This is a genomic window from Gemmatimonas aurantiaca T-27 (genome assembly GCF_000010305.1).
Classification (GTDB): domain Bacteria; phylum Gemmatimonadota; class Gemmatimonadetes; order Gemmatimonadales; family Gemmatimonadaceae; genus Gemmatimonas; species Gemmatimonas aurantiaca.
Map to the genome: position 1 here is coordinate 90,331 of NC_012489.1, position 26,767 is coordinate 117,097.

Consider the following 26,767-nt stretch of genomic DNA (forward strand, 5'->3'; position numbering starts at 1 on the left):
CCATGCCCCACCCAAGCTTCGTCTTACATCGGCTTCCCCGCAACCTCGGCCAGGTTGTCATCCCGCTCCCGCTCGATCAGCCGGCGATACGGATCGATACCAGCACGGGTTGGCAGCTTGGGTACGGTGAGCACGATGGTCTGTTTGCCCGAGCGAATGCGATGTTGCTTGAGGTACAGCGCTTCGCCTGGCGCGTCATACTGCCCTGGGCCTGTGAATACACCCACCTCGATGAGGTCATCCATCGCCACCGGCGTTTGCACACCAATGCTGTCGGCCCGCGCCTTCGACGCTTCGACAAACAGCGACACCCGATAGCCACCGTCCATTGGTTCAGCCTTCACCGAATCGGCGGTCACGTTCCACAGCGTGATGTGTTCGAACAAGTCGGACAGCAGCGGCCTGAGCGAGTCGGGTGTCGCCGCCTGCAATTCTGCGTAGAGCGCGTGGGAGGTGGGTGGTGGCGCATCGGTGCCCGCAAACTTCTCGCGAAACCTCCGCAGGGCGCCGTTCACCGCGTCCGCACCAAGGCGTTCACGCAAGGTGTACATCGCCACCGCGCCTTTGAAGTAGAACACGTAACGCTGACTCACCACGTCCAGCAGCGGCGCCTCGCGGTTGGTATACACCCGCCGGCCGCGCAGGTACTCGGTCATGTTGTAGTCGTAGAACCGTCGCGCCATCTCTGTGCCGTATGTGTGCTCCAGCACCATCATGGAGCTGTACTGGGCGAGCGTCTCCGACACCATGGCCGCGCCTGCGGCCTGTGCGGGAATCACCTGACCGCCCCACCACTGGTGTGCGGTTTCGTGAGCGACGACAAAAAACGGCCGATCCACATCACCAGAATCCACGCGCGTGAGGAATGCGCTGCCCTCCGAGAACGTGATGGTGTGCGGATGCGCGCGGGCAAATGATGCATACCGTGGAAACTCCACCACGCGCAGTTCGCGGTACTGATACGGCCCAAACTGTTCGGTGTAGTACGCCAGTGATGCCTGCATGCTGCGCAGCATCCGGTCCACATTCACATCGTGCGTAGGATGGTGATACACTCGCAGCGGGATGCCCTGCCACTGCGCTTCGCGTACCGCGTATTCGGCAGACAGCACGCCGCCGCCGTAACGAAGGGGTTCTGCTGTGCGATAGTGAAAATAACGACGGCCTTTCTCCTCCCACTCACGCACCAGCACTCCCGGGGTGACGGCTGTCTGGCGCGCATCCGTACCAATGATCGTCTCCACGTTCACCAACTGCACGGTATTGGCCCCGCCGCGTGTTTCCACATCGCCCGCGCTGGGTGGCAGCGTGCGCGGGGGCAGGCCAAGTTCGCGGCGCAGTTGGTCATCGGTCACTTCGCGTCCGACCTTGTAACCCAGCGTCGGCAACCAGCCCCCTTCGATGTACGCCCCATTGGGTGCCACGTCGGTGGGAGCGCCGTCATTGCGAAACCCGCGCGGACGATGCGACAGCTCGAACGTCATGGCGATGGAATCGCCCGGCGCCAGTGACTGCTCCAGCGCATAAATGCGATAGAGCCGCACGGAATCATCCGTGACCATCCGCGTGGCGCGATCAAACGTCATGGCGCGTGTCTCCACATCGGCACTCGACAGCACATGCAACGAGTCGATGGTCCGGTCGGTGCGATTCACAAACCGGAACGTGCCGCGGATCTCGGCCGCGCGCGCCGAGGGGTAGAGTTCGACGCGCATCTGCACGTCTGACAAACTCGGTTCCGGTGCGTCCTGGAATCGTTTGTATCGGCGCTCGTACTCGGCGCGTTGCGCGGCCATCTCGCCCGGTGTGCGATACTTGTTCAGCACGTTCGTGTTGTAGAACACGAAGCCACCCAGTGCGACAATGAGCGTGGCCGCCACTGCCGCGGCGCGCCGTACGGGGCCATGAAAGCGCTGTCGCGCGAGCTGCCATCGCAGCCCCATACCGCGCTCGCGTCCGCGCACCCAGAACAGACTCGCCAGCACGGCCAGCATCAACGCCCACGCCGCCCAATACAGCTTGAACCACACCAGGCCCTGCAGGAACGGCGCGAGTCCGTTGAGATCGGACCAGGTCCACCCCGGATCCGACCCGTACACCAGCATGCGATGGCGCACGCCAACGTATTCGGCTGTCACGGTGAACGCGAAGTACAGCACCACCACCAAGTGCCCGAGATACTTGTTGTTCACGATCACGTGCACGGCCATGGCCAGCGCGGCCAGCAGCACGTAGTCCACCAGTTTCACACCAAACAGCAGCTCGAGATACACACCAAGCTCGTAGCGATAGTAGCCACGCAGCGACTGCAGCAACACGCCAGCGGCCATGAACACCGTCTGCAACGTGACCAGCATGGCTACCAGGGCCAGGAATCGTCCCAGCAATGCCACGCTGTTGGGCACCGGTGTCACGGCCGCGATATCACCCATGCCCACCTCGCGTTCGCGCCACACCAGCTCACCCGCAAAGATGGCAATGAGCAGGGCCATCACCGGGCCCAGCGCACTACTCAGCACCGTGCCCGCAATCAGGTGTGTCACCGGCCAGGTGGAGGTGCCGAAGATCTCCGTGCCCACGTCCCACCCGAACGCAAACACAAAACCCAGCGCGCCCACGAGAATCACCAGGAACGCCCGCGTCACGGCGATCTCGCGCCACGCTCGCGTGGTCACGGCCATCGTTTGCCGAATACGTGCTCCAAACGAGAACGAGCGACCGGTGGTGGGCGTATGTACCACCGCAATGGGGGCTACTCGCTCAGGCGCCGTGTCCACTACCGCGCGCCGGCGCCACCAGTTCCGCTTGGCCGCCCCTGCTGGATGTACAAACCGGAACCGTGATACCAGGATGGCAAACACGCCCACCGCGATGGCCAGCCACAGGGCGCGATTGAGCAGCAACAGCTTCGTCCATCCAATGAGCTGCACATTGGTTTCGGCCGGTGTCCAGAAGCGACTCGCCACCTCCACCGCGCGACTGCCAAACGGGTCGATGAGCACCGACAATGTCTGGTTGTCCAAGGCATCGGTGAACTCGCCAGCCGCTTTGCTGAGCACCCACAGCGCGATGCCACCGAAGTACGTCGCCAGCGACTGTCGCATGAGTGCTGCCGCCGCAAACATGCAGACGCCGATCAGGACCATGTTGGGCAGCAGAACCAGTAGATAGGTCTGCGCATACGCCGCCGGTTGTATCGGCCCGAATTTCCCGGCCTGCATGTACGGCATCACCGCAGCCAGCATGAGTCCCAGCGGCACGCCGAGCAGCAGCACCGCATTCACTACCACCCCACCAAGGAAACGTCCGGTCAGGTAGTGCGATTCGCGGAGTGGCGACGTGTAGAACAGGGAGTGCATGCGCGTCTGCACATCACGCGCTGCCGCGTCGCCAAAGACACCCGCGGTGACCAGCATGCCGATGCCGCCCACCACCGCGGCAATGTTCATGATCATCACCGGCGCATTGAGATACTGGCTGCTGCCATTGATGGCGTGCATCATGAGGAACGGCACGCCGAACAGTACGAGCGCATACACCCAGGTGGACGGCTGGCGCAGCCGATATTGCACTTCGAACCGGAACACCTCACGCAGGGTCATGACGCGGCCTGCGATGTGGCTGCCTCTGCGCCATCGTGCCCGGTCATGACGCTGAAGTACACGTCTTCGAGGTCTGGCTCCACCGCCTCGAACTCGGGTCCCGGCGACGACTCGGCGTGCACATGCACCAGCGTGCGCCCCGAGAGCAGCTTGGTGCAGATCACACGATGCCGGCGCTCCACGTCGGCCAGTTCCTGTCTTGCCACCACACGCTTCCAGATGTGCCCGCGGAGGGCCGCAATGGCCGCCAGGGGTTCGGCCTCGATGAGAATCTGCCCCTTGTTGATGACCGCCATGCGACTGCACAGCTCCGCCACATCTTCCACGATGTGCGTGGAGAGAATCACCACCGCCTGTTCACCGAGCTCGCTGAGCAGATTGAGAAAGCGGACCCGCTCGGCTGGGTCGAGCCCCGCGGTGGGCTCGTCCACGATGATGAGCGACGGACCACCGAGCAGTGCGACCGCAATGCCGAAGCGTTGCCGCATGCCACCGGAGTAACCGCCCAGACGCTCGCGGCGCACGTCCCAGAGATTGGTTTGCCGCAGCAGTGATTCCACCACACGACTGCGCTCGAGGTGCTGCGTGAACCCTTCGAGTACCGCGAAATGATCGAGCAATCGCTCGGCGCTCACATTGGGATACACGCCGAACTCCTGGGGCAGGTAGCCCAGTGTGCGGCGTACGCGGTCTTTCTCGCGCACCACGTCGATCAGATGTGGTGACGCAGCACCCTGTTCGTCGAGCGTGATGGAGCCCGTGTCGGGGTCCTGCAGCGTGGCGATGGTGCGCATGAGCGTGGACTTGCCGGCGCCGTTGGGACCGAGCAGGCCATACATGCCGCGCGGGATATCGAGCGTGACGCCGCGCAGTGCGCGTACGCCGTTGGAGTACGTCTTGGTGACGTCGCGGATGGCGAGGTGCATCGGTCCGGGGGGCGGGACGAACGGTGGGGGGCCTCGCGGGGGGCGCGATGCCTTGTGCCGTGCGTACGGCCCGGACCGGCTGGTGTGTCAGGGCGGGTGGTGTGTGTCATTTCGTCACGCCTTCCTGCCCGCCACCTCCATTCATCAATCTATGTCACAATTGACATATGTCGGATTGGACATATACATTGACCGATGGCTGAATCTCGGCGACCCTTGGTTTGGTTGCACGGTGAAATCAAGACACCGCCATTTAGCGCGACTGCGCGGATCGAGACAGGCCTTCTGCTACGGCGTTTGCAGCGCGGCGAAAAGATTGGGTTACCCCACGTTCGCCCGATGCCGGTCATTGGTGCTCGTTGTGCCGAACTTCGTATCGTGGACGAGAACGTCACATGGCGAATCCTGTATCGTGCGGACGTCGATGCCATTGTGATCGTCGCGGTGTTTGCGAAGAAGACCCAGGCCACTCCCGCGACAATCCTGGCGGCGGCCAAGGCACGTCTACGGCAGTACGATCGAGCAACTCGAGGAGAGGACTGATGCGAAAGATCAAGCAGAAAGCACTGGAAGCCAAAGGCTGGCGCGTCGGTTCTGCGGAGGAGTTCCTAGAGCTCGCGCCGGAAGAGATTGCATTCGTGGAACTGAAGCTGCGATTGAGTGATGCACTCAAGGCCCGTCGAGAGAAACTGAAGCTGTCACAGGGCGCTGTCGCGAAGCAGTTGCGGTCGAGCCAATCTCGTGTGGCGAAGATGGAGTCGGGTGAAGCGTCCGTTTCACTCGATCTTCTGGTGCGTGCACTGGTGAGTCTTGGCGCCACCACGAATGACCTGGCCAAGGCTATTCAATCCAAGAAAAAGCATGTAGCCGCTTGAGTGGATGGCCGTTCAGGAGAGCGAATCGGCGGCAGTCCAGCCTTCGTGCGTGAGTTCGAACACCTCACCTGCTGTGCCTCGGGCCACCACGAGCTGCGCACGCAGCAACTCTTCGAGTGCGGCCTCCCATCTGGCCATCTCGCGATTGCTGCCTTCGCCGAAGGTCTGCTCACCGGCCTGGAGAAACTCGCCGTTGGCAAACGAGAACTTCCAGATGTGGCCATCGTTCTGCGACGCACCGGCCTTGAGTAGTGTCTTGGCTTCTGCGCTCAGTTCGGCCGGTGCCGGGCGCGTGTGGGCGTCGTCATCCCGCGGTGTGCCGATGATGCCTTGCAGGTAACTGTTCTTGGCGAGGCAGAACGAGAGTTGCTTGGAGAGTTTGTGCCGCAGCTCCTCACTGTCGTCGAAGCCTTCCACGAGTCCCTGCTGCATCCACTTCGCCTTGGCCTCGCGCACGTTGGCGTATTGTGCGGGGTCGATGGAATCGGGGGCGACGGGACGTGAGGAGAAGTAGAGCATGGCGGGCTTGCCACTGGCCACGTGGGCTTCGATTTCTTCCACCGTACCGCTGGCGGCTTTGCCGGTGGGTGTGCCCAGGCGCGTCCAGAAGACGCCGATGAGCAGGTCGCAGTCGGAGAGGATGCGATCGTTGATGAGCTGTTGCGGCCGCGCGCCGAGTTCGGGGGAGGCGTGGGTGTCCCAGCCCACGGCGGAGAGCATGACGCGGGAGGCGCGGGCATTGATGTCATTCCAGTCGTGAATGACCGCGCGGATGATTTCGCGCTCTTCGTTCACGTCGCCAGGTGAGGCGATCATCACGGGGATGACGGTTGCTTGGTAGGCCATGGACAAGCGATGGTGGGATCGATGAGTGAGGTGCAGAGACGATGAGCCGATTCATCGCATTCGGCAATCCCGACCAGCGTACGGCTAGCGAATGGGAATGAATGACACGCCGGCCAGGTCGAGTATGAGTCCGACAACCATGACCACGAACAGCCCACAGAGCGCCCAGACGAATCCCGCGACGAACTGGCGGCTTCGCGATTCAGGCAGCGAGACCCGGAGTGTGCGCCGAGCAATCACGAATGTTGGAACCGCAAGGATGATGAGGGCTGTGACGATAAACAGCAGGTAGAAGCCGGGTTGGTGGATTCGGGTCATGTCCACGCCGATGCTGCGCTGTACGGCGAGACTGCGCAGTGTACCGAGGGCGCCGAGACCGATGCTGGTGGCAATCCAGAGCACGACCAGTCGTGCGTGGCCGAATCGCTGAACGATCGCATCGGCGGCGATCGCAAACACGCCTCCAACAACGCCGAGGAGCAGCAGGAATGAAACGAATGTGAGAGCGTACGTACCAGCCAAAGTCTCTCTCTCCAGGATCGGCGTAGTCATGCACCGACGGTGTGCTCACGGTTGAGACCGCAGACAGTGCTTCAATAGGCCGCCCGGGCAGCGTGTCGGCAACCAGACTGAGGATCTGAAACTTAGGTATTTACAGAAGTGTTTTCGTGTGGTAGGATCCAGTAGTCAAATCGGATCCCCGCCCTTTGGATGGTGCCAGCATGGTTCAGGCCGCAACCACCGACGCTGTCTTTCACGCCTTGTCCAACCCCACCAGGCGCCGAGTACTGGAGCGCCTCTCCATGGGCCCTGCCACGGTGAGTGAGTTGGCGGAGCCGTTCGACATGCAGTTGCCGTCGTTCGTGCAGCACCTCTCGGTGCTCGAGCGGAGCCGTCTGGTGAAGTCGAAGAAGAGTGGACGTGTGCGCACGTACGAAATCGCGCCCGAGCGGCTCAAGGTGGCCGAAGGTTGGCTGGCCGAGCGTCGTCAGTTGTGGGAAGCGCGTCTGGACCAGTTCGATCGGGTCATCAAACACCTCAAGCAGCGGGAGACCGAATCATGAGCCAGCAACAGAGTCAGCACTTTGCGTTCAATCCGGCATTCGACTTCGCGATCGAGCGCTTCATCGACGCGCCGCCGCGTCTCGTGTGGGAAGCGCTGACCAAGCCCGAGCACATCAAGGAGTGGTACATGCCCCGGCAGTGGGGGCGTGTGGTGCGCACGGAGCTGGAGCTGCGTCCGGGTGGTGCGTTCAGCATCGACATCGCCGTGGGCGAGGGGCAGGAAGTGCCCAACCTCGGCTGCGTGCTGGACGTGGTGCCGAATGAGCGCCTGGTGTGGACGTCGATGCTGTTCCCGGGCTACCGGCCAGCGGTGTTCGATGACATTCCGATCACCGCGGTGATGACGCTCAAGGCCGAAGGGAGCGGCACGCGGTATGTGTTCACGGCGCTACATCGGAGCGAGGCGGATCTGCAGACGAATCAGACGTCGGGGTTCTACGAGGGGACGAAGATTGCGGTGGAGCAGTTTGTGGAGCGTGTGGAGGCGATACGGTAAGACGCTAAGGCTAGACCTCGTACTCGTTGACCCGCGCCGCCACGATCAATTCGGCGAGGCCGTCATCCGGTCCGGCGCCTCGGAAGTCGTGCAACGCTTTGCGCGAGCGCCAGAGCTCGAAGATGTTCACCCTGTTTGCATCGAGCGGATCCGCGGCGACGACAAAGTCTTCGCACCCATTGGTGGTGCGGGCGAGCCGCATGGCATCGGCTGATCCGTCCAGGAAGCGTTGCCGCTGTCCGGGTTTCACCTCGATCTGGCCTGCAACGATAATGGTCATGGCGGGATGATATATCGGTTGGCGCGTCACATGGCCTGCTGCAGATGCTTCACGAGGTTGCGAGCGCCCGCCACCTTCGCTCCAGGATCACGATCGTGACCGCGTACACCGCCACGATCACGGCCGGAATCACGGTGAAGCGCTGCGTGGGCAACAGGAACCATGCGGCCGTTACGAGCACTGTGCGCGTGATGGCGTGAAAGAGGCCGACCCCATGCCGAATGATCCACGACAACGGCATCCACATGAGGCCGGCGAGGATGCCTACAGTGAGCGGCAGTGAGGTGTAGTCGAGCATGAAAAACGGGATCGCGATGGCGTACACCAGGAGCGACATCCCGACCGTGTACAGGAACAGCCTGTCGAAGGTGTTCTTCGGCCGCGTCCGTGACGTGAAGTTCTCGCCGGTGAATCGCGAGAGGACGAGTCCCAGGTATACGATCGAGCCTGTGGCGATGAACAACGCCCAGGTGGCCTGCACGGGTGGCAGCAAGGCACCCGCGATGCCTGCGACAATCCACGCGATGGTACCTGCGAGCGGCATGGCCAGAAAGCGTCGGGCGGCAAACTCGCGGCGCTGATCATCGAGCGAGCGTTCGGTGGTCATGGCTCAATCGTGTGGTACGGGGTGGGCGGTGGGGGGCGCCGTATGGGTCCGGACATACGTGACATGGCGTCGATTGTTCTTCTTTGTCAATCGCTGGCCAAGTCCGAGCCGTGGGGCCAGAAGTGCCCAACCTCGGGTGCTTGACGTGGTGCCGATGGAATACCTAATGTCGATGTCGATGCTGTCTCCGGACTACCGGCCCTGTGGTATGTGTTCATGCCACTACGTCGGAGTGAGGCCGATCTGTAGGCGAACCAGACGTCCGGGTCGAATCAGGGGACGAAGATTTCGGTGGAGCTGTTTGTGTCGTGTGTGGCGGTGATGATGTAGCTCGCGCGCTCTACTCTTTGGTTGACTTTAAATTGGCAGCAGAGGCAATCCCAGCTCCTTCAGAAACTTGTTGTGCTCAGCCGTCGCCAACCGAGCGGTGTCCTCGATCACCGCCAGCTCGGCGTGTGTGGCCGCAAGGTCGATCTCCTCCTCGGCCACCGCGGTGCTGATGTAGCGGGAGATGTTCAGGTTGAAATCGTTCTTTTCGATTTCGTCCATCTCCACCCGACGGGAGTAGCGCGGCGCTTCCGTACGGTGCTGGTACGTGTCGATGATCTTCCCAATGTGCTCGGGCTTGAGCTGGTTCTGGCGCTTGCCCTTCTCGAAATGCGCGGCGGCGTTGATGAACAGCACATCGTCCGGCTTCTTGCACTTCTTGAGCACCAGAATGCAGACTGGAATGCCGGTAGAGTAGAACAAATTCGCGGGCAGGCCGATCACGGTGTCGATGTGGCCGTCCTTGAGCAGCTTGGTGCGAATGCGCTCCTCGGCCCCGCCCCGGAACAGCACACCGTGCGGCAGGATGATGGCCATCACGCCTTCGTCCTTCAAGTAGTGAAAGCCGTGCAACAGAAACGCGAAGTCGGCGGCCGACTTGGGCGCCAGACCATGGCTCTTGAAGCGCACGTCGTCGCCGATGCTCTCGCCCGGGTCCCAACGGTAACTGAACGGTGGGTTGGCCACGATGGCGTCGAACAGCGGCTTCCTTGCCGGGTTCAGCTCGCGCAACATGTCCCACTCGTTCAGCAGCGTGTCGCCGTGGAAGATCTCGAACTCGGTATCCTTCACCCCGTGCAGCAGCATGTTCATGCGCGCCAGGTTGTAGGTCGTGATGTTCTTCTCCTGGCCGAAAATCCTGCCGATGGTGCCGTCCGCCTGGCTTACGCGCTTCCGCACGTTGAGCAGCAGCGAGCCGGAGCCACACGCGAAGTCCATCACGTTTTCCAGCCGCTTCTTCGTGCCTGTCTTCGGCTCCTGGCTGTCCAGCGTGACAATGGCCGAAAGGATGTCGGAAATCTGCTGCGGCGTGTAGAACTCGCCGGCCTTCTTGCCTGAACCAGCGGCAAACTGACCGATCAGATATTCATAAGCGTCACCCAGCGCGTCGACGTCGGCTGAAAAGTTGTTCAGTCCTTCGGCGATCTTCTGAATGACAGTGCAGAGCTTGGCATTCCGATCGGCGTAGGTCTTGCCGAGCTTGGGTGAACCCAGGTCGATCTCCGAGAACAGCCCCTGAAAGGTGCTCTCGAATGATTCCGTCTCGATGTATTTGAAGCCCTCCTGCAACGTTTTGAGCAGATCTTCGTTCTGGGTGCGCGCCATACTGGCAACGCTGTTCCAGAGATGCGCGGGCTTGATGACGTAGTGCACCTTGCGCCGCATCTGCTTTTCGAACTCCGGGATGTCGTCCCGGTTGTTCGCATACCACAACTCCAGCGGCACCTTGCGGGCATCGCCGCCGGTGTCGGGATAGTCCTTGCCCAGCTCCTTCCTGGCCGCCGCCTCGTAGTTGTCCGAGAGGTAGCGCAGGAACAGGAACGACAGCATGTAGTCGCGGAAGTCGTCCGCATCCATCGCCCCGCGCAGATCGTCGGCGATCTTCCAGAGGGTGTTGCCCAACTGCTTCTGGTTGGCTTCGGTCATGACTTCGCGCGTCGCTTGATGGTGTGCTCCAGTGCTTCGAGGTCGGCCGCCTCCTGCTGGTCGGCCGCCTCCGCCTCGCGCGTCTTGCGCTCATGGTCGAACGCGAGATACAGCTCGCCCGTGCGCGCCTCCATCTGGTCGTGACTGATGGAGCCCGCGTGGGTGAGCAGCGGGAATCCGTTGGAGCTGATGATCTGATCCACGTTCTGCTTCCAGAATGCCATGCGCGTTTGCTGTTTGCTCTTGGCGCGCAACTCGGCGGTTTCAAGAAAGATGACCACCAGTCGGTTCAGCGTATCGATCTCGTCTTCGGTCAGGTAGTTCTTCGCGACGATGATATCGGTCTTGCGCACCTTGTCGCCCTTCCAGGTAAGTAGACCAAAGTGCGGGTCGGCCGGATTCGCGCGGGCCGTGACCAGTTCGGCGGCGGTGCGCTGGGTCACGGCAAAGATGAGCAGGTTCTGCACGGTGGCGAAGAACAGCTGCGTGGCCGAGTCGGTCCTGTCGTAGTCGCTGGACAGCGCGAAGAGATCGCGCACCTTCTGGTAGAAGCGCTTTTCCGAGGCCCGTATGTCCCGGATGCGCTCCAGCATCTCATCGAAGAAATCTGGGCGGCCGTCCGGGTTCTTGAGGCGTTCGTCGTCCATGACGAAGCCCTTGACGAGGTACTCCTTGAGGATGACCGAAGCCCAGCGGCGGAACTGCACGCCGCGTGGTGAGCGCACGCGGTAGCCCACGGCGAGGATGGCGTCGAGATTGTAGAGCGTGACCGGGCGCTGCACCTCGCGGGTGCCTTCGACTTGAACTGTCAAGGATTCCTTGACAGTTGCCTCCGGGTCAAGCTCCCCCTCCCCGAAGATGTTCTTCAGGTGCAGGGAGATGTTCTGTTTGGTGGCGTCAAAGAGCTCCGCCATCTCCAACTGGGTGAGCCAGACAGTGTGTTGCTCCGCCCGCAGCTTGATCTGGCTGCGGCCATCGTCGGTGGTGTAGAGAATCAGGTCGTTCATACGGCAGCGTTCACAGGGGATGGGAAGAGCTGCTGCATGAGGCCGCGCTTGTGGTGCTTGAGAGCCTCCAGCTTATCTGATTCGGCGGTGATCAGGGCGTCAAGGCTGCTCAGGCATTCGGCAATGCGCTGCTGTTCCTGAGGCGAAGGAAACGGAATCTCGATCTTCTCCATCACCCCGTTCATCAACTTTGGATTGCCGACGTATGAGACGTGACTGCGCGTGACGCCGTTCAAGAGGGCAGCGACACAGGCATTTGCATAGCCTCGTGTGTTGACTAGTACGCCACAGACGTTCGTGCAGTAGAACGGTCCAGACCTGAAATTGACATCACCTGCATTCGCGCCGTCTGTCGTCCAGGTGATGGCGTCTCTGTAGAGATACTCCGAGTAGTAGCCGGCCAGTCCCTTGCTCTTGGTTTGGGACGAATAGACTGGGTATGGGGCGTCGCTCGACGCGTCTTCTTTGACCAAAGTCATCGCTAGCACTTTACCCCGCGTAACCTCGAACACATCGCCAACCGCTTTCAACTCCCACTCCCCACACTCCCGAAAATCAGGGAAACGCAGCCGCGGCTGTGTTTCCCCTTCGCGGGGGAACAGCTGCTGCATCAATCCCTTCTTGTGGGTCTTGAGCGCGTCCACTTTACGTGCCTGCGCCGCGATCAACTCGTCCGCGGAACTCAGGCACTCAGCGATCTTTTGTTGTTCGGCGGAGGTAGGAGTCGGGATTTCAACACCGAAGAATGTTTCCTTGCTGATATTCAGCAAGCCATTGCTCCGCGCACCGCTTGTGATGTGCCGCTTTAACTGCCTGCCATGTTGGTTTTGCTCAAAGCAGTTCTGAAAGAAACCGTTTGAGTAGCCATCCCTGAGGCGGAAACAGATGAAGACACTCGGCGCGGCAACTTGTCCCCACCCGTGCAGCAGGTACACACAACCCTGAGGAAACTTGAGCGAGTTACCTTTGTTGAAGACGAAGTCTCCGTCTCGGACCAAGGTGTAGCGCTGATACTGATTGCCAGAGATGTCCCGGCCAAACTTTTCGGCCTGCGGAACAAAGCCGATTCCAGCGGAGATGCTAACCGGAGTTAGCTTCCTATCCCCTACAATCTCGGTCACCTGCGTAGATACTTCTCCAAGGGTGACGGATTTCCAGCCTTCCGCACCCCGAAACTCCGGAAACCGCAGCCTCGGAACCAACGCAGCCTTGCCGTCGCTCTTCACAGCGGTGGCTTTCTTCTTACTGCTCATACGCACTCAACCCCGAGATCTCGCGCACCTGCGCACGTCTGGTAAGTAGCGGATACAGTTCCCCCATCAGGTCGAGTTCGGCGTCCTTGCGCGCCTTCCAGCCAAGGTCCAGCGGGGCAAACAAGTCGCCAAGTCGTTCGGCATCAAAAATCATTCGCTCCAACGTACCGTCGACAAATTTTTGCAGCTCGTCAGCGGTGAGCCCGTGCTTCTCTGCCAAAGCGGCAACCTCCGCCACGCTCTTCTCCACCTTGAAGCGGGTGTAACCCTCGCGGATGGCGGTTTCGTTCAACGCCTCCCCCGCCTTGAGTGTGCCGATGTACTCAGCAATGTCCTCACGCTCGTCCATGAACTTGGCATCCGAGCTGATGAGGCCTATCAACTGATCGCGCGTCATCTTTGACTTGCTTGGCCCTTGCGCCGTGTACCGGGCAATGAGGCCCATGATGTAGTCGTAGTCGATGACCGCCGAGGCGAAAAGCACGAACTCGAAATCGAGCTGGTCGGCGGCTTTGGAGTCGGCCATGTCATCGCCCCGGGTCTTGCCCTGCTGCTCGCGCAGACGCTGCGCCGTCTCCAGATACGCACCCTTGAAACCGCGATGCTGGGCATCGGGGAGCACCTGCTCGATGGCAACCTTGTCGCCGTCGGTGAGGTCGGTGTACTGGTCGAGCTGCGTCTTGAGTCGCTGCACTTCCTTGAAGCGCTCGATGAACACGGCCCGCGCGGCGTCGCCCTTGAGGTTCGGTACTGCCTCGGGCGCGGTCTCGAGGCCCTGTGACCTCATGAAACTATCCAGCTGCTGCACAGCGGCCTGCAGCTTCTGGATGACCACCGGCGCCTTGTCCACCAGCCAGATTTCCCGCGCCTGCTCGCCGGTCTGTTCGCCGGAAAACAGCGCAATGGCGGCGTCCACGGCGTCCTGCTGCTGGCGAAAGTCGAGAATATTGCCGTACGGCTTGCTGCCGTTCAGCACACGATTCGTGCGCGAAAAGGCTTGAATGAGTCCGTGGTGCTTCAGATTCTTGTCGACGTACAGGGTGTTGAGATACTTGGAGTCGAAGCCGGTCAGCAGCATGTCCACCACGATGGTGATATCGATCTTCTGCGCGTGCGAGAAGTCGCTATTCGGCCACTGCTGGTCCTTGATGCGCTTCTGCACGTCCTGGTAGTACAGATCGAATTCACCAATGGCGTGATTCGTGCCATACCGCGCGTTGTACTCGGCCAAAATGCCTTTCAGCGCGGCCTTCTTGCCCTCGGGGTCCTGCTCGTTGTCGAGCTTTTCCTGCGGCAGATCTTCCTGGATCTGCTGCACATCCCGGTCGCCGTCGGCGGGCGGCGAAAAGACGCAGGCAATGTTGAGCGGCGTCCGCTCGGGGTCTGCGGCCTGCCGCTCCGCCTGCATGGCCTTGAACAGGCCGTAGTACTCGATGGCATCGTTGATGGACGCCGTGGCGAGAATGGCATTGAAGCGGCGTCCGGCGGTGGCGGTGTCATGCTTGGCCAGGATGGCCTCGATGACCGCGCGCTTGGCGATGCCTTCGCCTGGCCTGGGCGCCTTCTTTCCTGCCTCTTCCCTGGGCTTGAAGTAGTCCACATGGAAGCGCAGGACGTTCCCATCCTCGATGGCGTTCGTGATGGTGTAGGCGTGCAGCCGCTTCTGGAACAGGTCCTCCGTGGTGCGCATGGAGGCCGTGGTGTCCTCGATCTTCTGCAGGCTGGCGTTTTCTTCGAAGATCGGCGTGCCGGTAAAGCCAAAGAGCTGGGCCCTGGGGAAAAACTCCTTGATCGCCTGGTGATTCTCGCCGAACTGCGAACGGTGGCATTCGTCGAAAATGAAGACGATGCGTTGGTCCTGCAGCGGCTCCAGGAGCTCCTTGAACGTGGGCTGATCGTTCCGCTTGCGCTGCCGATTGCGCTTGCTGTCGGCATCCAGCGCGAGACCGAGCTTCTGGATGGTGGTGACAATCACCTTGTCGGCGTAGTCCTCCGAGCGCAGACGACGCACGAGGGCAGCGGTGTTGGTGTTTTCTTCCACGCTGCCTTCCTGGAACCGGTTGAACTCCTCGCGCGTCTGGCGATCGAGGTCCTTGCGGTCCACCACGAACAGGCACTTGTGAATGTGCTCATTCTGCTTGAGCAGCGTGGACGCCTTGAATGAGGTCAGCGTCTTGCCACTGCCGGTGGTGTGCCAGATGAAACCGTTGCCGGCGTTGTCCTCGATGCACTGCATGATCTGCTGCACGGCATAGACCTGATACGGCCGCATGATCATGAGCTTCTGCTCACTCTGAATGAGCACCATATAGCGGCTGAGGGTCTTGCCCAGCGCGCACTTCTGGAGGAAACGGGCGGCGAAGTCGTCGAGGTGGGTGATCTTCGTGTTCGCCTCGTCGGCGAACTCATAGATGGGCAGGAAACGTTCGTCGGCGTTGAACGCGAAGTGGCGGGTGTTGTTGTTGGCGAAGTACCAGGTGCGGTGACGATTGCTGACGATGAAGAGCTGGAGGAAGCACAGCAGCGTCTTCGTGTAACCGTTGCCGGGATCGTTCTTGTACTCGACGATCTGCTCCATCGCGCGGCGCGGGTTGATGCCGAGCGTCTTGAGTTCGACCTGCACGCAGGGCACCCCGTTGATGAGCAGCAGAACGTCGTATCGGTGGTGGCTGTTGTCCGTATTGATGCGAAGCTGGTTGATGACCTCGAAGGAGTTCTTGCACCAGTCCTTGAGGTTCACCAGCGAGTAGTTTAGCGGCGTGCCGTCGTCGCGGGTAAACGCATTGATCTCCCGCAGGGTCTTCGCGGCGGTGAAGACATCGGCGGTGACGATCTCGTCGAGCAGGCGCGCGAACTCGCTATCGGTAAGACGAACGCGATTGAGGGTCTCGAACTTCTCTCGGAAATTGCGCTCCAGCGCAGCGCGGTCCCGGATATCCGGGCGGTATTCGTATTTCAGGCCTTCAAGCGTGCCGATGAATCCTTGTTCGATTGTGCCCTCACGGACTGCCTTGGGACTGGCGCCGTCGAGTGGGTAGTTCTTATCAGAGGAGGCGCGCACGGGTATCACCTGGAATGAAGCGCGTCGAGCGAGAACGAGGGGTAGACTATCAGGACGACCGTGTCGAAAATGCGTCGGTCTGCAGCTGGCAATGATGCGCTGAGCACCGTCAACCTAAATTGATCTGCAGGTCAGCGCTGTGAACTTCCGCGACCTCGCAAGCAAGGTCGATGATCTCCGCAATTGAGCGCTTGCTGTAGTTCGTGCCCATCCACCATCCTGCACCTAACTCGATGGCATGCTCCGCCGCGAGGTCCGGACGGCCAGGGTAAAGATCGGCGCGATTGATCGCAATATACCTTCGCTTTCTCCCGTGCTTTCGGGAGGCAAAGCGATCGAGGAACGTCGGATCCTTCTTGGCAAATGCTCCGAGAATTCCTTGAAGAACCTCGCGCGCAGATCCCGCTGCAAATCGCCTTCCATCCATGCTAAACCCAACGGAACCGTTTCCTGGCTTCACCACGGCCTGCGTGGCCGGCTCGATCCGAAGAACCGGTGCCGGTTCGACACTTCGACCGGTACTGAGAGGGACTTTCTGGGGCAAGGTTGCCGAAGAAATGGACGCGACAAATCGGGAGCAAGCCTCTAGGTCTGGCTTGTAGCCACAGATGTCTTCTACCTTCTCCGCGAGGAGATCAAGCAGGAGGCTGTCCTCCTCTTTGAGGAGTGCACTCCATGCTCGGGGCAGGGTTACTTCGATCTGCCGTAGCCGCGCAACGTCCTTGTAGTCAGCACGAGCTGAGGTGAGTGCTGAGCCATCCAGCACTCGATCGCGCTTAAGGTAGCGTACAAGACGATCTGTGGATTCTACAGATGTCCGTTCAAGCAAATCGAGCTTGTAGACCCGTCGCTCCGCGACATGCCCTTGCTCGCCCGGCAAATAGAAGGACCATTCTTGACCGTCCGTGAGAATAGCCAGTGGTACGCCGCGCATGAACGCGTACTCAAAGAGTTGGCGATCTCCACCGTCACTTTGGCCGACCCGCTTCACTTCGACGAATGCCGTAGGGCTGCCCGTTCGGTCGCAGAGCGCGAAGTCGACTCGTCTACCCTCCAATGCGTATTCCGGGGCTACGATCCTCGTATCAAACACGGGCCACCCGAGTTCGTGAAGAATCGGGAGCACGACCCCTTGGGAGACCGTTGCCTCATTGGGAAAGCGGCCGGCGCGGAGATCTCCCTGAATTTGGCCAAGGCGATCGACAAGGGTTGATTGGATAGCCACTGTGTTCATAAGCGGAGGTCTAGAATCGCTACGGATTTGATCGCTCAACGATCGTCGCAAGCTTGATATAGTCCAACGCCGGAAACCACTTCGCCAGATACGCGTTCCCCTGCCTGGCGATCCGCGCGAAGTTCGGCTCCTCCCCGTACTCCGCGTTCAGCCGCTCCACGACGTCCATCCCTTCCGTCACGCGGCCAATCGGCGCGAACAGCTTCTGATAATCCAACTTCCGCGTGTTGTCGCCGGTGCTGATGAACAGCTCCGTGCTCCGCGAATTCGGTCCGTTCGCCGCGAACGCGACGGTGCCTTTCTCATTGCTGATTCGCATGGGGTCGTCCGGAATGTTCGCGTTCACCCACGCGTCATTCACCGACACCGTGCCATGTTTGCCGAACTGCGCGACGAAGCCGGGCACGATGCGGTAGAACCGCACCTCGTCGAAAAAGCCAATCGTCACCAGCTCGTAGAACCGATCAGCACCGTGCGGGGCCAGCTTGCGCTCCACACTCACCACGAACGGGCCTTTGCTGGTCTCGAAGCGCACCTGGAACGTGTCTGGGCTGCGCATCGGAGTAGCCGCGGGGCCGGGCACCTGCCGCACCACCTTCGTGGCCGTATCGGCCGGCGCCGCTCGCTCGGTGCGTGCACTGCCGTCACCGCCGCACGCCGAGAGACCGCTGGCGGCCAGGCCGGTGATCATCAGCAACAGGGCGGGGGCGAGTCGGCGCGGGGTCGTCCGGCGTGAGGCGGCGAGGCGGGAGATCGGCATATCCATAGTATGTGCGCCGACATCGCGAAGTGCATATTGGGCGCGCCCGCTCTCGTCTCCTCCAGGCCAGGCCCACATGCGCGCTCGTTCGTTCGTCCCCCTCACGGTGTGCCTTCTGGTGTGCGGCGCAACCATCGCCGCCTGTGCGTCCGGTGCCGGCTCGGCGAGCGCAAACCCGGGCACGTCCGCACCACAGCAGGCCAGCACGTCGCCCTTCTGGGGCGCGCCCGCGGTGGGCCGCACGCACACGCTCATGCCCACGCCTACCACGGTGGTCAACGGCGGCTACGATCCGGCTGCGGCGCCGGTGGTGCGCATGGCATCGGGCGATCTGCTCGATGTGGGCACGGTGTCCACCTGCGGTGTGCGCTTGCTGCAGACGGGCAAGGACTCGGGACGCATCGAGCCGGCCATCCGCGCCATTCAGGCGGCTACCGCGGCGGGTACGCTCAAACGCGGGCCGGGCGGGCATGTGCTCACGGGGCCGGTGTATGTGGAAGGCGCCGAGTCGGGGGATGTGCTGGAAGTGCGCATCCGCGACATCCAGCTCGATGTGCCTTACGCGTGCAACAGCTTCAGCTCACGCAGCGGCTTCATTCCGGAAGACTTTCCCAACACCACGCGCTCGCGCATCGTGCCGCTCGATGCACGCCGCATGATCGGGCATTTCGACGACACGCTGGGCATCGAGATTCCGCTGCGTCCATTCTTTGGCAGCATCGGTGTGGCGCCGCCGGCGGCGAGTGGCCGCATTCACAGTGCGCCGCCGGGCATGCACGCGGGCAATCTCGACAACAAGGAACTCACCGCGGGCACCATTCTCTACATCCCGGTGAATGTGCGCGGCGCCCTGCTGCACATCGGCGATGGACACGCGGCCCAGGGCGATGGCGAAGTGGACATCACCGCCCTCGAGACGGCGCTGCGTGGTCAGTTGCAGCTCGTCGTGCGCAAGGACATGAAACTCACCTGGCCGCGCGGCGAGACACGCACACACTGGATTGCCATGGGTACCGACAGCAATCTCACTATCGCCACCAAGATTGCAGTGCGAGAGGCCATCAAACTGCTGGGTGATGTGTACAAGCTTCCTCGCGAAGACGCGTATCAGTTGGTGAGCACGGCGTGTGATGTGCGTATCACGCAGTTGGTGGACGGCACCATGGGCGCGCATGTGATGATTCCCAAAGCGCTGTTTACGCGGCGCCGTCCGACGCACTGACAGGCCATCGCTAGCGCACCGTCAGCACGAGTGTTTGCCACGTTCCCACGGCGAGTCCCATGCTATCAACGGGAGCGGCAACGCGTCCCGTGGGAGCGCAGCTCCAGCTACCCTTCCAAAGACTGTCCTCCGTGCGCACGCCCTTGATCACCCGGAGTGGTGTGGCGAATACCGGTCCGGCGCTCTCGGGCCAGAGTGTCAGCTCGATGCTGTCGGTGCCAAACACGCGGGCGCGGGCGGGCGCGTTCTGCAGATTGAATGCGGCGAGTTCCTGAAAGCCGCTGGCCCGTACGGAACGGCGATACACATCACCACTCGAATGGCCAAACCGAATCTGCTCGCGCGCGGAAACCGTGCGGGTGGAATCCCATTGCATGGACACCAGCATCGAACAGGCAATGCTGGTGCCATCATTCAGCGGATAGGTGGCTCCTCCGCTGAACGAGTTCTCCACCACCGTTCTGCCGCTCGGCAACGGATCCGGCTGAGAAACCTGCTCGGAACGACACGCGGAAACCAACGCCGTGAATGTCAGCACCACCCCGGGAACAATGCGCGTGATGTTCATGTTCATATCCATGAGTGCGGCACCAATGGGTGAGGAAAGAATGAGACGACAGGTTGCATCGGTCTTCGGCACGACCGGCGCCTCACGATGGGGCATTCATGAAGGCCCGTCGCGCCTGCTGTGATGGACGGGCGTGCGGTTGTGGCGTAGCGCGTGCGTTCGGTGACGATCGGGAGAGTTGCGGCCGGGGCCCGCTCCACCACGGCCGCTCTGCATGTCGTTGTGTCCCGCTGGGCACACCATCCGTCACATTCGCCTGTTCGGTGCCTCGCCACACACACACCGTGGACACAACGCGCCCGCCGTTCAGCGCGCCGCAGGTACGAGCCGCTCGGCCCGTTGTCCCTCACCATCCCTCCTGGCAATGCCCCTTTCCCTCCGCGCCCGACTGGCCACTTTCACGCTCGGTGCCCTGATCGCAGCGCCCGCTGTTCGCAGCAATGTGGTACAGGCACAATCCACGGCCGCCGCGGCACCAGCTCCGGCAGCTCGCGCCGCCAACCCGGCCGATGTCACGTCCATCGATGCCATCGTGAAGGCGCTCTACGAATCCATCTCCGGTCCCAAGGCGCAGCCGCGCGACTTCGATCGGCTCCGCACGCTGTTCGCGCCGGGCGCCCGCATGATCCCCACCGGCATTGCGGCCGACGGCAAAGCGCGTCTCCGCAACTGGAACGTGGAGGAGTACATCACCGCGGCCGGCCCGGGGCTGATGGCCAATGGTTTCTTCGAACGCGAGATCGGCCGCACCACCGAATCGTTCGGCAATGTGTGGCACATCATGAGTGTCTACGACTCGCGCTACACACCAACCGACAAACCGTTTGCGCGTGGCATCAACAGCATCCAGCTATTCAATGGTGGTGATCGCTGGTACATCGTGTCGGTGTTCTGGGACTCCGAGCGGCCTGGCAATCCAATTCCGGCCGAGCGTATCACGGTGAAGGACCAGGGCTGAGTCGGCCTTGGATCGCGACGCGCTACGCACACGCCTGACCGAACTCCTCGGTGTGCAGTACGCCCTGCACGAGGAGCTCGGCGGCGGTGGCATGTCGGTGGTGTATCGCGCCACCGAGCGGGCGTTCGAACGTGCCGTGGTCATCAAGGTGCTCGCACCGGAGCTGACCGCGGCGCTGAATGCCAAACGTTTCGTGCGCGAAATCAACATCGCGGCGCGACTGCAGCATCCGAATATCGTCCCTATGCTGGCCGCACAGGTGGACCACGGCATTCCGTACTACGTGATGCCGTACGTGAAAGGTCGCTCGCTACGTGACCGCATGACGGCGGGGGCGGTGCCGATGGCCGAGGCGTTGTCGATGCTGCGTGATATCGCCCGTGCGCTGGCCTATGCACACGGCGAAGGCGTGGTGCATCGAGACATCAAGCCGGAAAACGTGCTGCTGTCGGGGCGCGTGGCCATGGTGACGGACTTCGGTATCGCCAAAGCACTGGCAGTGGCGTCGGCACCCGAGTTTTCAGCGGAATCGTCCACCGCGTCCCACACTCTCACACAGTACGGTACGTCCATCGGCACACCGCGTTACATAGCACCCGAGCAGGCGGTGGCGGGTGATGTGGATCATCGCGCCGATCTGTATTCGTGGGGCGTGATGGCGTACGAGTTGTTTGCCGGTGTGCACATGTTCGCCGAACGTGGGTCACCGCGGCAGATGCTGGCCGCGCACATCGCCGAGACGCCGCGACCATTGCAGGAAGCGGCGCCCACCGTACCGCAGCCACTCGCGCATCTCATCATGCGCACGCTGGCCAAGGATCCCGAGCAGCGTCCGGCCAATGCCGAAGAGTTGCTGGCGCTGCTGGAAGCGTACGATGTGGCCGTGAGTGGAGAGCGATTCCCCTCGGGGCCACTGGCCTCTCCCCTGCCGGCCAAAGCTCGTGGTGTGACACGCTGGGTCACGGCGACGGTGCTGTTTGTCGTGGCGGCGATCGGGGCGGCGGTATGGATGAAAGGTTCACATCCAACGCTCGACGAGCGACTGCTCGTGGCGGCGCCGTTCCGTGTGTCGGCCGCCGATCCGGCATTGCAGTACCTGCGCGAAGGCATGATCGACCTGCTGTCGGCCAATCTCACCACCTCATCTCTGCGTGTGGCGCCGCCGCGCACCATGGTGGAAGCGTTCGCCGCTACGACAGGGGCGAACGAGCGTGATGCCACCGAAACACAAGCCATCGAGACCGCCCGGACGCTGGGCGCCGGTCGTTTGTTGCTCGGCGATATCGTGGCCACCCCCAAAGAGCTGACTTTCACGGTGCGTGTGCTCGATGTGGTGCGTGGCACATCGTCGGACGCCATTCGTGTGAACGGTTCGGTGGACAGTGTAGCACAACTCGTGGACAAGCTGTCGTTGGCCATTCTCTCAGAGCTTGCGCCCGACGACGTGAAGCGCGTGGGCTCGGTGGGCACGACATCGGTGGTGGCGCTGCGTTCGTATCTCGAAGGGCTGGCCATGTTGCGTCGAGCGCAGCACATCGAGTCCACCAAAGCGTTTCTGCGTGCCATCGAAGCCGATACCACGTTTGCACTGGCCGGCATCGGTCTGCGTCTGGCGGCCTCGTGGAATGGCAATCAGGAGATGACAACGCGAGGCACCGACATTGCCTGGCGCTATCGCACGCGCCTGAGCGGCGGTGACCAGGCATTGCTCACCGCGCTGGTGGGCTCACGTTATCCCGACATCACACCGACGGTGCAGAAGCTGGACGATGTGCGCCGCTATGTGGCGCTGGCACCGCAGCGCGCCGAGGCATGGTATCTGCTCGGCGATGCGCTGTTCCACTATGGGCATATCGCCGGTGTGAGCGAAGACTCTGTCGACGCCGAATCGCGCCGGGCTTTTGTGCGGGCGCTCGATCTCGATTCCACGTATCTGTCGGCCGCGGTGCATCTCACCGATCTGGCGGCGTGGCACAATGACAATGCATTGCTGGACCGTATTTCACGTTTGCGCAGCGCCGCCGATTCGAATCGGGTGTGGATGTGGGAAGTGCGATGGTATCAGGCCGCCCGCGCCAATGCACCAGACCAGCAGGTGTGGCGCGATTCGCTCGTGCGTCGGAACTATGGGCACTTCACACAGGTGGCCATGCACGAGGGCATTGGTGCCCGTGAAGGCGTGGCCGTGTACGACTCGGTTTATCGATTGGCGCGTGGTGGTGAACCGGAGCGCATGGTGACCGCCGGCTCCAACCTCGTGGACTGGCTGTTGTTGCTGGGCCGGCCTGCACAGGCGCAGCGTGTGATGGCGGCGATCGACTCGAGCCCCGATGGCAATGCACGGGCCAACAGCGCGGTGCGTCGGTTGCGTAGCGCGATGCTGGGTGAACACGACACCACCGGCACGGGGCTGGCGCTGCAGCGTCTGGCGACCGATGAATCGTTGGTGCCCACGGATTTCATGAGCCAGAGCTTTGTGCTGCGGGCGGTGCGATCCGCCGAGACGTGGCGTCTGGAGCATGGGGACAGCAGTCAGACGCGCCTATCCAAACAGCGTCTTGCGGCGGCGGTACGTGGCACGCCCGCCGAGCGTGATGTGGACTACGCGTTGTCCGTGGGACTCATCGAGGCGCTGCACGCAAGACTCGCACGTGACACCACCACACTGCGCGCGCGCCTGCAGCATCTCGACTCGCTATTGGCCAACCTCGACTACAGTCGTGCGCATGAAGCCCGCACGGCCTTCACCACGCTCGAAGTGGCGCGCCTGTGGGAATCGCTGAACGACCCCACGCGTGCGTTGGTGACCATCCGTCGCTCGGGTGATCGCTGGCAAGGTTCCGTGACGCCATACCTGGCCACGCGGCTCAGGCACCGTGCGCGGCTTGCGGCCGCTCTTGGCCAACACGCAGAAGCACGCTGGGCCAGCGAGCGATACCTCGCCTATCGATTCGAACCTGAACCGTCGCTGCGCGCGCAGGTGGATTCGGTGAGGCGCCTGTTGGTCACGCTCCCGTAAGACGAGCGCTACGACGCACGATCGGTTGGTGCATCGGCAGCGGCGCTGGAGTTCTGGTGCCGCTGCTGCATCTCGAGACTTTTCTCCACTCCTTTTTCCACGGCCAGTTTGCCGAGGCGCACGGATTCGTCGGCCATGCGCCGACCACTGTCGGCCACGCGCTTGGTGCCCTGCGCGAACATCTGCTTGAGGTGTTCGGCGTCTTCGTTGTGGAAATCGCGCATCTTCTCCAATGAGTCGGCGTTCTCCACGTCGAAATACGGCGCCGAATTGAAGCCCAGTTGCTTGGCGTAGAGACTGATCGGCAACTGACCGATGGACGAGTTGTACACGCGCACCATGGCGTTGTAGGCCTCGCGCTTCGACTGCAGGTCGGACTCGATCAGGTCGAGCTGCGCCATGAGCTGCTGGTACGCCGCGTTGGCCTTGAGTTCGGGATACTGCGTGGCCATGCGCATCACCTGCGTGAGCACACCCGACGCGGCCGCCGCCTCACCCATCGTGGCATCGGCACCGTTGTTGGCGATGGTCAGGTGAGTGAGCTTCTCGTGATCGGCGTATCCCTTGGCGATGTCGACCAGTTTGTTCACGAGGTCGAGACGTTTCTTCATGGATGCCATCACGTTCGCATGCGCCTCGCGAACACCGTGCGCCAAGGTCTGCAGCGCGTTGTAGCGTCGCACCGTGTAGACGGCGAGCGCCACGAACAGAATGAACAGGGTGAAGAGCATGGCCTGGCCGGGAGAAGGGCAGTGAGAGCCGCACAGGCGACTGTCACCGGACGGTGGCCAGGCCTGCCCTTCGCATTGCGCAGGAATGGCCCGGCGACCGTCATGGGCCCTTCGGCAGGATCAGAACCAGCGGCCGATGCGCACGAACCAGCGGTGATCCTGCCGGCTGTTCACGCCGTACTGCACCCGTAGCGGCCCAATGGGCGTGGCCGCGCCCAGGCCGAGGCGCGTGCCGGCAATCCACTCACCCGACAGCGGGCGATACTGGTCCTCCGACACCTGACCGCCCTGCACGGTGAGTTGCAACGCCAACGGGCCGAGCACCGGCCGCGAGATTTCGAAGGCGGTGGACAATTCGGCCATACCACGTTGCTCGAAGATGCGCAGGCCCGCGAAGCCCTCTTCGCCGCCCAGGGTGGTGGCGTCCATGAGTGGCAGCTCACGATCGGCCCAGACGATGCGTGACGACATGGCGATGTCGAACAGGCCCTTCGTGAACGTCGACGCCGTGACCGCCTGCAGGCGCGTGTACTTGTTGGTGTATTCGAGATCCACGCGCGGCACGAACCGAGGGTCGGACCGGACACGCACAAAGCTCACCGTACCGCCCAGTACGTGAAGCGCGCGATCTGCGAACTCGAACACCGTGCTGTCGGTTTCATCTTCGAGCGTGGTGACTCGGCGTGCCAGGCCGGCCGCCTGCAATGTCCACCGACGACCGAGTGGTTGTTCCATACCGATGCGCAGCTTCTGGTCGCTGAACGCCGGCAACAGGGCATCGGGAATTTCGATGCGCCGATCTTCCGGCAGGAAGAGCCGTACCCGTTCGCGCGCGATGGTGGCTTCGAGGAATGGGCTGCGGGTGAGTTCGATGTATTGATCGTTGCGCCGCAATCCGACGAGCACGTCCTGACGATATCGACCGAGTGCTCCACGGGCCGCAAACTCGAGCGGCCAGCCGATCAGGTTGCGATCGACGCCGCCCAGCCACGCGCGGCCTCCGAGTTCCCCGTCATAGATGAGACCTGCGACGAGTGAACGACGCGGTGCAAACACCAGTCGTGGATGAATGAGCACGCTGTCTGTGCCGGTCACCGCCTCCGACGACGGGCGACTGACCGTGACCCGTTCCGGTGAAATCCAGAGCGCGTTCAGGCGTTCGCCTTCGCTCACACGCACGATGCGCGTCATGACCGTATCGAGCGACACCTCGTTGGGAGAGATGTCCCCGAAGATGATGTGCGAGAGGCGTTGTTCAGCGTTGGTGGTCTGCGAGGTAAACCGCCGCGCGGCAAATGGCGGCAAATCGGGAACCACACGCCGCTTCGTCGGCAGGCACTCGGCCGATGGAATGGCACGTCGTGCTGCTTCCCGACCGCGTTCGATCATCAGCTTCATCGTGGCGTCGGAAAAATCGAGCGACGATGTTCCGGTGGTGTTGCTGGTGATGCGCAGATCGCCGGGGCGCATCTCGGGGCGGTTGCGCGAAAACAGGAAGCGCATGAGCGACGACGCCACGGTGCCCGTGGTACCACGCTCAACGGCCGTGGCGAGCGTGTCGGCCATCTCACTCAATATCACTCGCGTAGCGCCCTCGGTACGGGCCACGGCCACCGGCGCGTTCTCGGCTACGCCGCCGTCCACCAGCACACGCCCATCGATCACCAGTGGCTGAAACACCAGCGGAATGGCGAAGCTTGCACGCACCGCCTCGGCCAGATCGCCACTGCGCAACACGATGGGGTCGCCGGTGCGCAGGTCGGCCGCCACGGCGCGGAACGGCGTGGGCAGGCGATCGAAATCGCCAGCGGCGCGCAGATTGCCGGCCAACAGCATCGCCGAGGCAATGAGGTTCACATTGCCTTCACGCACGGCAGAGGTGGAGAAATCGAAACCACCGCCGGCACCTTCGTTCCAGGTGAGCAGTGGCAACACCGGCCCCAAGGCCCGTGGCGCCGAGGGCGCGTAGCCGCCGATGTACCGTCCCACGTTGAAGCGGAAGACAAACGATTCGAGTGCCTCGGCATCCCAACCGCTGGCGTACATCGCGCCGACGAGGGCACCGATGCTGGTACCGACCACGAGGTCGGGATAGATGCCGAGTGAATCGAGATGTTGGATCACGCCGACGTGCGCCATGCCCTTGGCGCCGCCGCCGGCGAGCACGAGGGCCACGCGGCCCGGCGTACATACACCAGGCGCGTCGGGCGGGCGCGTGGCGCCCGCGGTGCTGTCATTGGTGGTCCTCTGTGCGCCGAGTCCAGGCGCAAGTGACACGGTAGA

At 62.2% G+C, this 26,767-nt stretch carries 22 protein-coding genes; 7 read left to right on the forward strand and 15 right to left on the reverse strand.

Annotated elements, in window-relative coordinates; all coding sequences use genetic code 11:
- Window positions 1-23 precede the first annotated feature (23 nt).
- On the reverse strand, window positions 24-3,602 hold the full coding sequence (locus tag GAU_RS00385; RefSeq protein ID WP_012681565.1) for an ABC transporter permease/M1 family aminopeptidase: 3,579 nt from the start codon (window positions 3,600-3,602) through the stop codon (window positions 24-26).
- A complete protein-coding gene (locus tag GAU_RS00390; RefSeq protein ID WP_012681566.1) occupies window positions 3,599-4,528 on the reverse strand; it encodes an ABC transporter ATP-binding protein in 930 nt (309 codons plus the stop codon). Before GAU_RS00390 ends, GAU_RS00385 begins: the two co-directional genes overlap by 4 nt.
- A 195-nt stretch (window positions 4,529-4,723) precedes the next feature.
- On the opposite strand from GAU_RS00390, the gene GAU_RS00395 reads away from it, so the two are divergent.
- Together GAU_RS00395 and GAU_RS00400 are read left to right on the forward strand one after the other, a co-directional pair.
- Window positions 4,724-5,071: a type II toxin-antitoxin system RelE/ParE family toxin gene (locus GAU_RS00395; protein WP_012681567.1), complete on the forward strand. Its 348-nt coding sequence runs from the start codon at window positions 4,724-4,726 to the stop codon at window positions 5,069-5,071.
- Window positions 5,071-5,403: a helix-turn-helix domain-containing protein gene (locus GAU_RS00400; RefSeq protein ID WP_012681568.1), complete on the forward strand. Its 333-nt coding sequence runs from the start codon at window positions 5,071-5,073 to the stop codon at window positions 5,401-5,403. Before GAU_RS00395 ends, GAU_RS00400 begins: the two co-directional genes overlap by 1 nt.
- Window positions 5,404-5,415: 12 nt before the next feature.
- Here the strand turns inward: GAU_RS00400 and GAU_RS00405 are convergent, their stop codons facing one another.
- Both GAU_RS00405 and GAU_RS00410 read right to left on the reverse strand, forming a co-directional pair.
- On the reverse strand, window positions 5,416-6,249 hold the full coding sequence (locus GAU_RS00405; protein WP_012681569.1) for a hypothetical protein: 834 nt from the start codon (window positions 6,247-6,249) through the stop codon (window positions 5,416-5,418).
- An 84-nt stretch (window positions 6,250-6,333) separates the two neighbouring features.
- The gene (locus GAU_RS00410; RefSeq protein WP_041265103.1) at window positions 6,334-6,771 is read right to left on the reverse strand and encodes a hypothetical protein; all 438 of its coding nucleotides are present in this window, start codon (window positions 6,769-6,771) and stop codon (window positions 6,334-6,336) included.
- A gap of 200 nt (window positions 6,772-6,971) precedes the next feature.
- Between GAU_RS00410 and GAU_RS00415 the strand changes: the two genes are divergently transcribed.
- Window positions 6,972-7,313, forward strand: a complete 342-nt coding sequence (locus GAU_RS00415) for an ArsR/SmtB family transcription factor (RefSeq protein ID WP_012681571.1) — start codon at window positions 6,972-6,974, stop codon at window positions 7,311-7,313.
- Window positions 7,310-7,810, forward strand: coding sequence for an SRPBCC family protein (locus GAU_RS00420; RefSeq protein ID WP_012681572.1), 501 nt, complete (start codon window positions 7,310-7,312; stop codon window positions 7,808-7,810). Before GAU_RS00415 ends, GAU_RS00420 begins: the two co-directional genes overlap by 4 nt.
- 10 nt (window positions 7,811-7,820) lie before the next feature.
- On the opposite strand, the gene GAU_RS00425 is transcribed toward GAU_RS00420, so the two are convergent.
- From GAU_RS00425 to GAU_RS21675, 8 genes are all read right to left on the reverse strand, one after another.
- A complete protein-coding gene (locus GAU_RS00425) occupies window positions 7,821-8,090 on the reverse strand; it encodes a putative quinol monooxygenase (RefSeq protein WP_041265104.1) in 270 nt (89 codons plus the stop codon).
- Between the two features lie 49 nt (window positions 8,091-8,139).
- A complete protein-coding gene (locus GAU_RS00430) occupies window positions 8,140-8,697 on the reverse strand; it encodes a DUF7010 family protein (protein ID WP_012681574.1) in 558 nt (185 codons plus the stop codon).
- 357 nt (window positions 8,698-9,054) lie between these two features.
- Window positions 9,055-10,671 (reverse strand): type I restriction-modification system subunit M, encoded by a 1,617-nt coding sequence (locus tag GAU_RS00435; protein WP_012681575.1) that lies wholly within the window; start codon window positions 10,669-10,671, stop codon window positions 9,055-9,057.
- The gene (locus tag GAU_RS00440; protein WP_012681576.1) at window positions 10,668-11,678 is read right to left on the reverse strand and encodes a virulence RhuM family protein; all 1,011 of its coding nucleotides are present in this window, start codon (window positions 11,676-11,678) and stop codon (window positions 10,668-10,670) included. Before GAU_RS00440 ends, GAU_RS00435 begins: the two co-directional genes overlap by 4 nt.
- On the reverse strand, window positions 11,675-12,931 hold the full coding sequence (locus tag GAU_RS00445; RefSeq protein WP_041265105.1) for a restriction endonuclease subunit S: 1,257 nt from the start codon (window positions 12,929-12,931) through the stop codon (window positions 11,675-11,677). Before GAU_RS00445 ends, GAU_RS00440 begins: the two co-directional genes overlap by 4 nt.
- Window positions 12,921-15,992, reverse strand: a complete 3,072-nt coding sequence (locus tag GAU_RS00450; protein ID WP_012681578.1) for a type I restriction endonuclease subunit R — start codon at window positions 15,990-15,992, stop codon at window positions 12,921-12,923. Before GAU_RS00450 ends, GAU_RS00445 begins: the two co-directional genes overlap by 11 nt.
- A 109-nt stretch (window positions 15,993-16,101) precedes the next feature.
- The gene (locus tag GAU_RS00455; protein ID WP_156798832.1) at window positions 16,102-17,226 is read right to left on the reverse strand and encodes a hypothetical protein; all 1,125 of its coding nucleotides are present in this window, start codon (window positions 17,224-17,226) and stop codon (window positions 16,102-16,104) included.
- A gap of 19 nt (window positions 17,227-17,245) precedes the next feature.
- Complete coding sequence (locus GAU_RS21675) at window positions 17,246-18,241, reverse strand: peptidylprolyl isomerase (RefSeq protein WP_083765357.1); 996 nt, start codon at window positions 18,239-18,241, stop codon at window positions 17,246-17,248.
- Here GAU_RS21675 and GAU_RS00465 point away from each other — a divergent pair.
- The gene (locus GAU_RS00465) at window positions 18,240-19,208 is read left to right on the forward strand and encodes an acetamidase/formamidase family protein (RefSeq protein ID WP_197526026.1); all 969 of its coding nucleotides are present in this window, start codon (window positions 18,240-18,242) and stop codon (window positions 19,206-19,208) included. The genes GAU_RS21675 and GAU_RS00465 overlap by 2 nt on opposite strands.
- 10 nt (window positions 19,209-19,218) lie before the next feature.
- Here the strand turns inward: GAU_RS00465 and GAU_RS00470 are convergent, their stop codons facing one another.
- Window positions 19,219-19,848, reverse strand: coding sequence for a hypothetical protein (locus GAU_RS00470; RefSeq protein ID WP_169307547.1), 630 nt, complete (start codon window positions 19,846-19,848; stop codon window positions 19,219-19,221).
- 292 nt (window positions 19,849-20,140) lie between these two features.
- Between GAU_RS00470 and GAU_RS00475 the strand changes: the two genes are divergently transcribed.
- Both GAU_RS00475 and GAU_RS20105 read left to right on the forward strand, forming a co-directional pair.
- Window positions 20,141-20,734, forward strand: a complete 594-nt coding sequence (locus tag GAU_RS00475; protein WP_012681583.1) for a hypothetical protein — start codon at window positions 20,141-20,143, stop codon at window positions 20,732-20,734.
- A gap of 7 nt (window positions 20,735-20,741) precedes the next feature.
- Window positions 20,742-23,753 carry a serine/threonine-protein kinase gene (locus GAU_RS20105; protein WP_012681584.1) on the forward strand — a complete coding sequence of 1,004 codons (3,012 nt, stop codon included), beginning with the start codon at window positions 20,742-20,744 and terminating at the stop codon, window positions 23,751-23,753.
- A gap of 8 nt (window positions 23,754-23,761) precedes the next feature.
- On the opposite strand, the gene GAU_RS00485 is transcribed toward GAU_RS20105, so the two are convergent.
- Both GAU_RS00485 and GAU_RS00490 read right to left on the reverse strand, forming a co-directional pair.
- Entirely contained in the window at window positions 23,762-24,484 is a 723-nt protein-coding gene (locus GAU_RS00485) for a LemA family protein (protein ID WP_012681585.1), read from the reverse strand.
- A 120-nt stretch (window positions 24,485-24,604) separates the two neighbouring features.
- Window positions 24,605-26,659, reverse strand: a complete 2,055-nt coding sequence (locus GAU_RS00490; protein WP_156798834.1) for a patatin-like phospholipase family protein — start codon at window positions 26,657-26,659, stop codon at window positions 24,605-24,607.
- Window positions 26,660-26,767: the final 108 nt, after the last annotated feature.

Excerpts from the sequence above, each read along its gene's own strand:
- GAU_RS00415 (WP_012681571.1), top strand. The coding sequence starts at position 6,972 with ATGGTTCAGGCCGCAACCACCGACGCTGTCTTTCACGCCTTGTCCAAC.
- GAU_RS00390 (WP_012681566.1), bottom strand. The coding sequence starts at position 4,528 with ATGCACCTCGCCATCCGCGACGTCACCAAGACGTACTCCAACGGCGTA.
- GAU_RS00465 (WP_197526026.1), top strand. The coding sequence starts at position 18,240 with ATGCCCACGCCTACCACGGTGGTCAACGGCGGCTACGATCCGGCTGCG.
- GAU_RS00385 (WP_012681565.1), bottom strand. The coding sequence starts at position 3,602 with ATGACCCTGCGTGAGGTGTTCCGGTTCGAAGTGCAATATCGGCTGCGC.
- GAU_RS00400 (WP_012681568.1), top strand. The coding sequence starts at position 5,071 with ATGCGAAAGATCAAGCAGAAAGCACTGGAAGCCAAAGGCTGGCGCGTC.
- GAU_RS00435 (WP_012681575.1), bottom strand. The coding sequence starts at position 10,671 with ATGACCGAAGCCAACCAGAAGCAGTTGGGCAACACCCTCTGGAAGATC.
- GAU_RS00395 (WP_012681567.1), top strand. The coding sequence starts at position 4,724 with ATGGCTGAATCTCGGCGACCCTTGGTTTGGTTGCACGGTGAAATCAAG.
- GAU_RS00405 (WP_012681569.1), bottom strand. The coding sequence starts at position 6,249 with ATGGCCTACCAAGCAACCGTCATCCCCGTGATGATCGCCTCACCTGGC.
- GAU_RS00425 (WP_041265104.1), bottom strand. The coding sequence starts at position 8,090 with ATGACCATTATCGTTGCAGGCCAGATCGAGGTGAAACCCGGACAGCGG.
- GAU_RS00430 (WP_012681574.1), bottom strand. The coding sequence starts at position 8,697 with ATGACCACCGAACGCTCGCTCGATGATCAGCGCCGCGAGTTTGCCGCC.
- GAU_RS00420 (WP_012681572.1), top strand. The coding sequence starts at position 7,310 with ATGAGCCAGCAACAGAGTCAGCACTTTGCGTTCAATCCGGCATTCGAC.
- GAU_RS00455 (WP_156798832.1), bottom strand. The coding sequence starts at position 17,226 with ATGAACACAGTGGCTATCCAATCAACCCTTGTCGATCGCCTTGGCCAA.
- GAU_RS21675 (WP_083765357.1), bottom strand. The coding sequence starts at position 18,241 with ATGAGCGTGTGCGTGCGGCCCACCGCGGGCGCGCCCCAGAAGGGCGAC.
- GAU_RS00485 (WP_012681585.1), bottom strand. The coding sequence starts at position 24,484 with ATGCTCTTCACCCTGTTCATTCTGTTCGTGGCGCTCGCCGTCTACACG.
- GAU_RS00475 (WP_012681583.1), top strand. The coding sequence starts at position 20,141 with ATGCCCCTTTCCCTCCGCGCCCGACTGGCCACTTTCACGCTCGGTGCC.
- GAU_RS00445 (WP_041265105.1), bottom strand. The coding sequence starts at position 12,931 with ATGAGCAGTAAGAAGAAAGCCACCGCTGTGAAGAGCGACGGCAAGGCT.
- GAU_RS00440 (WP_012681576.1), bottom strand. The coding sequence starts at position 11,678 with ATGAACGACCTGATTCTCTACACCACCGACGATGGCCGCAGCCAGATC.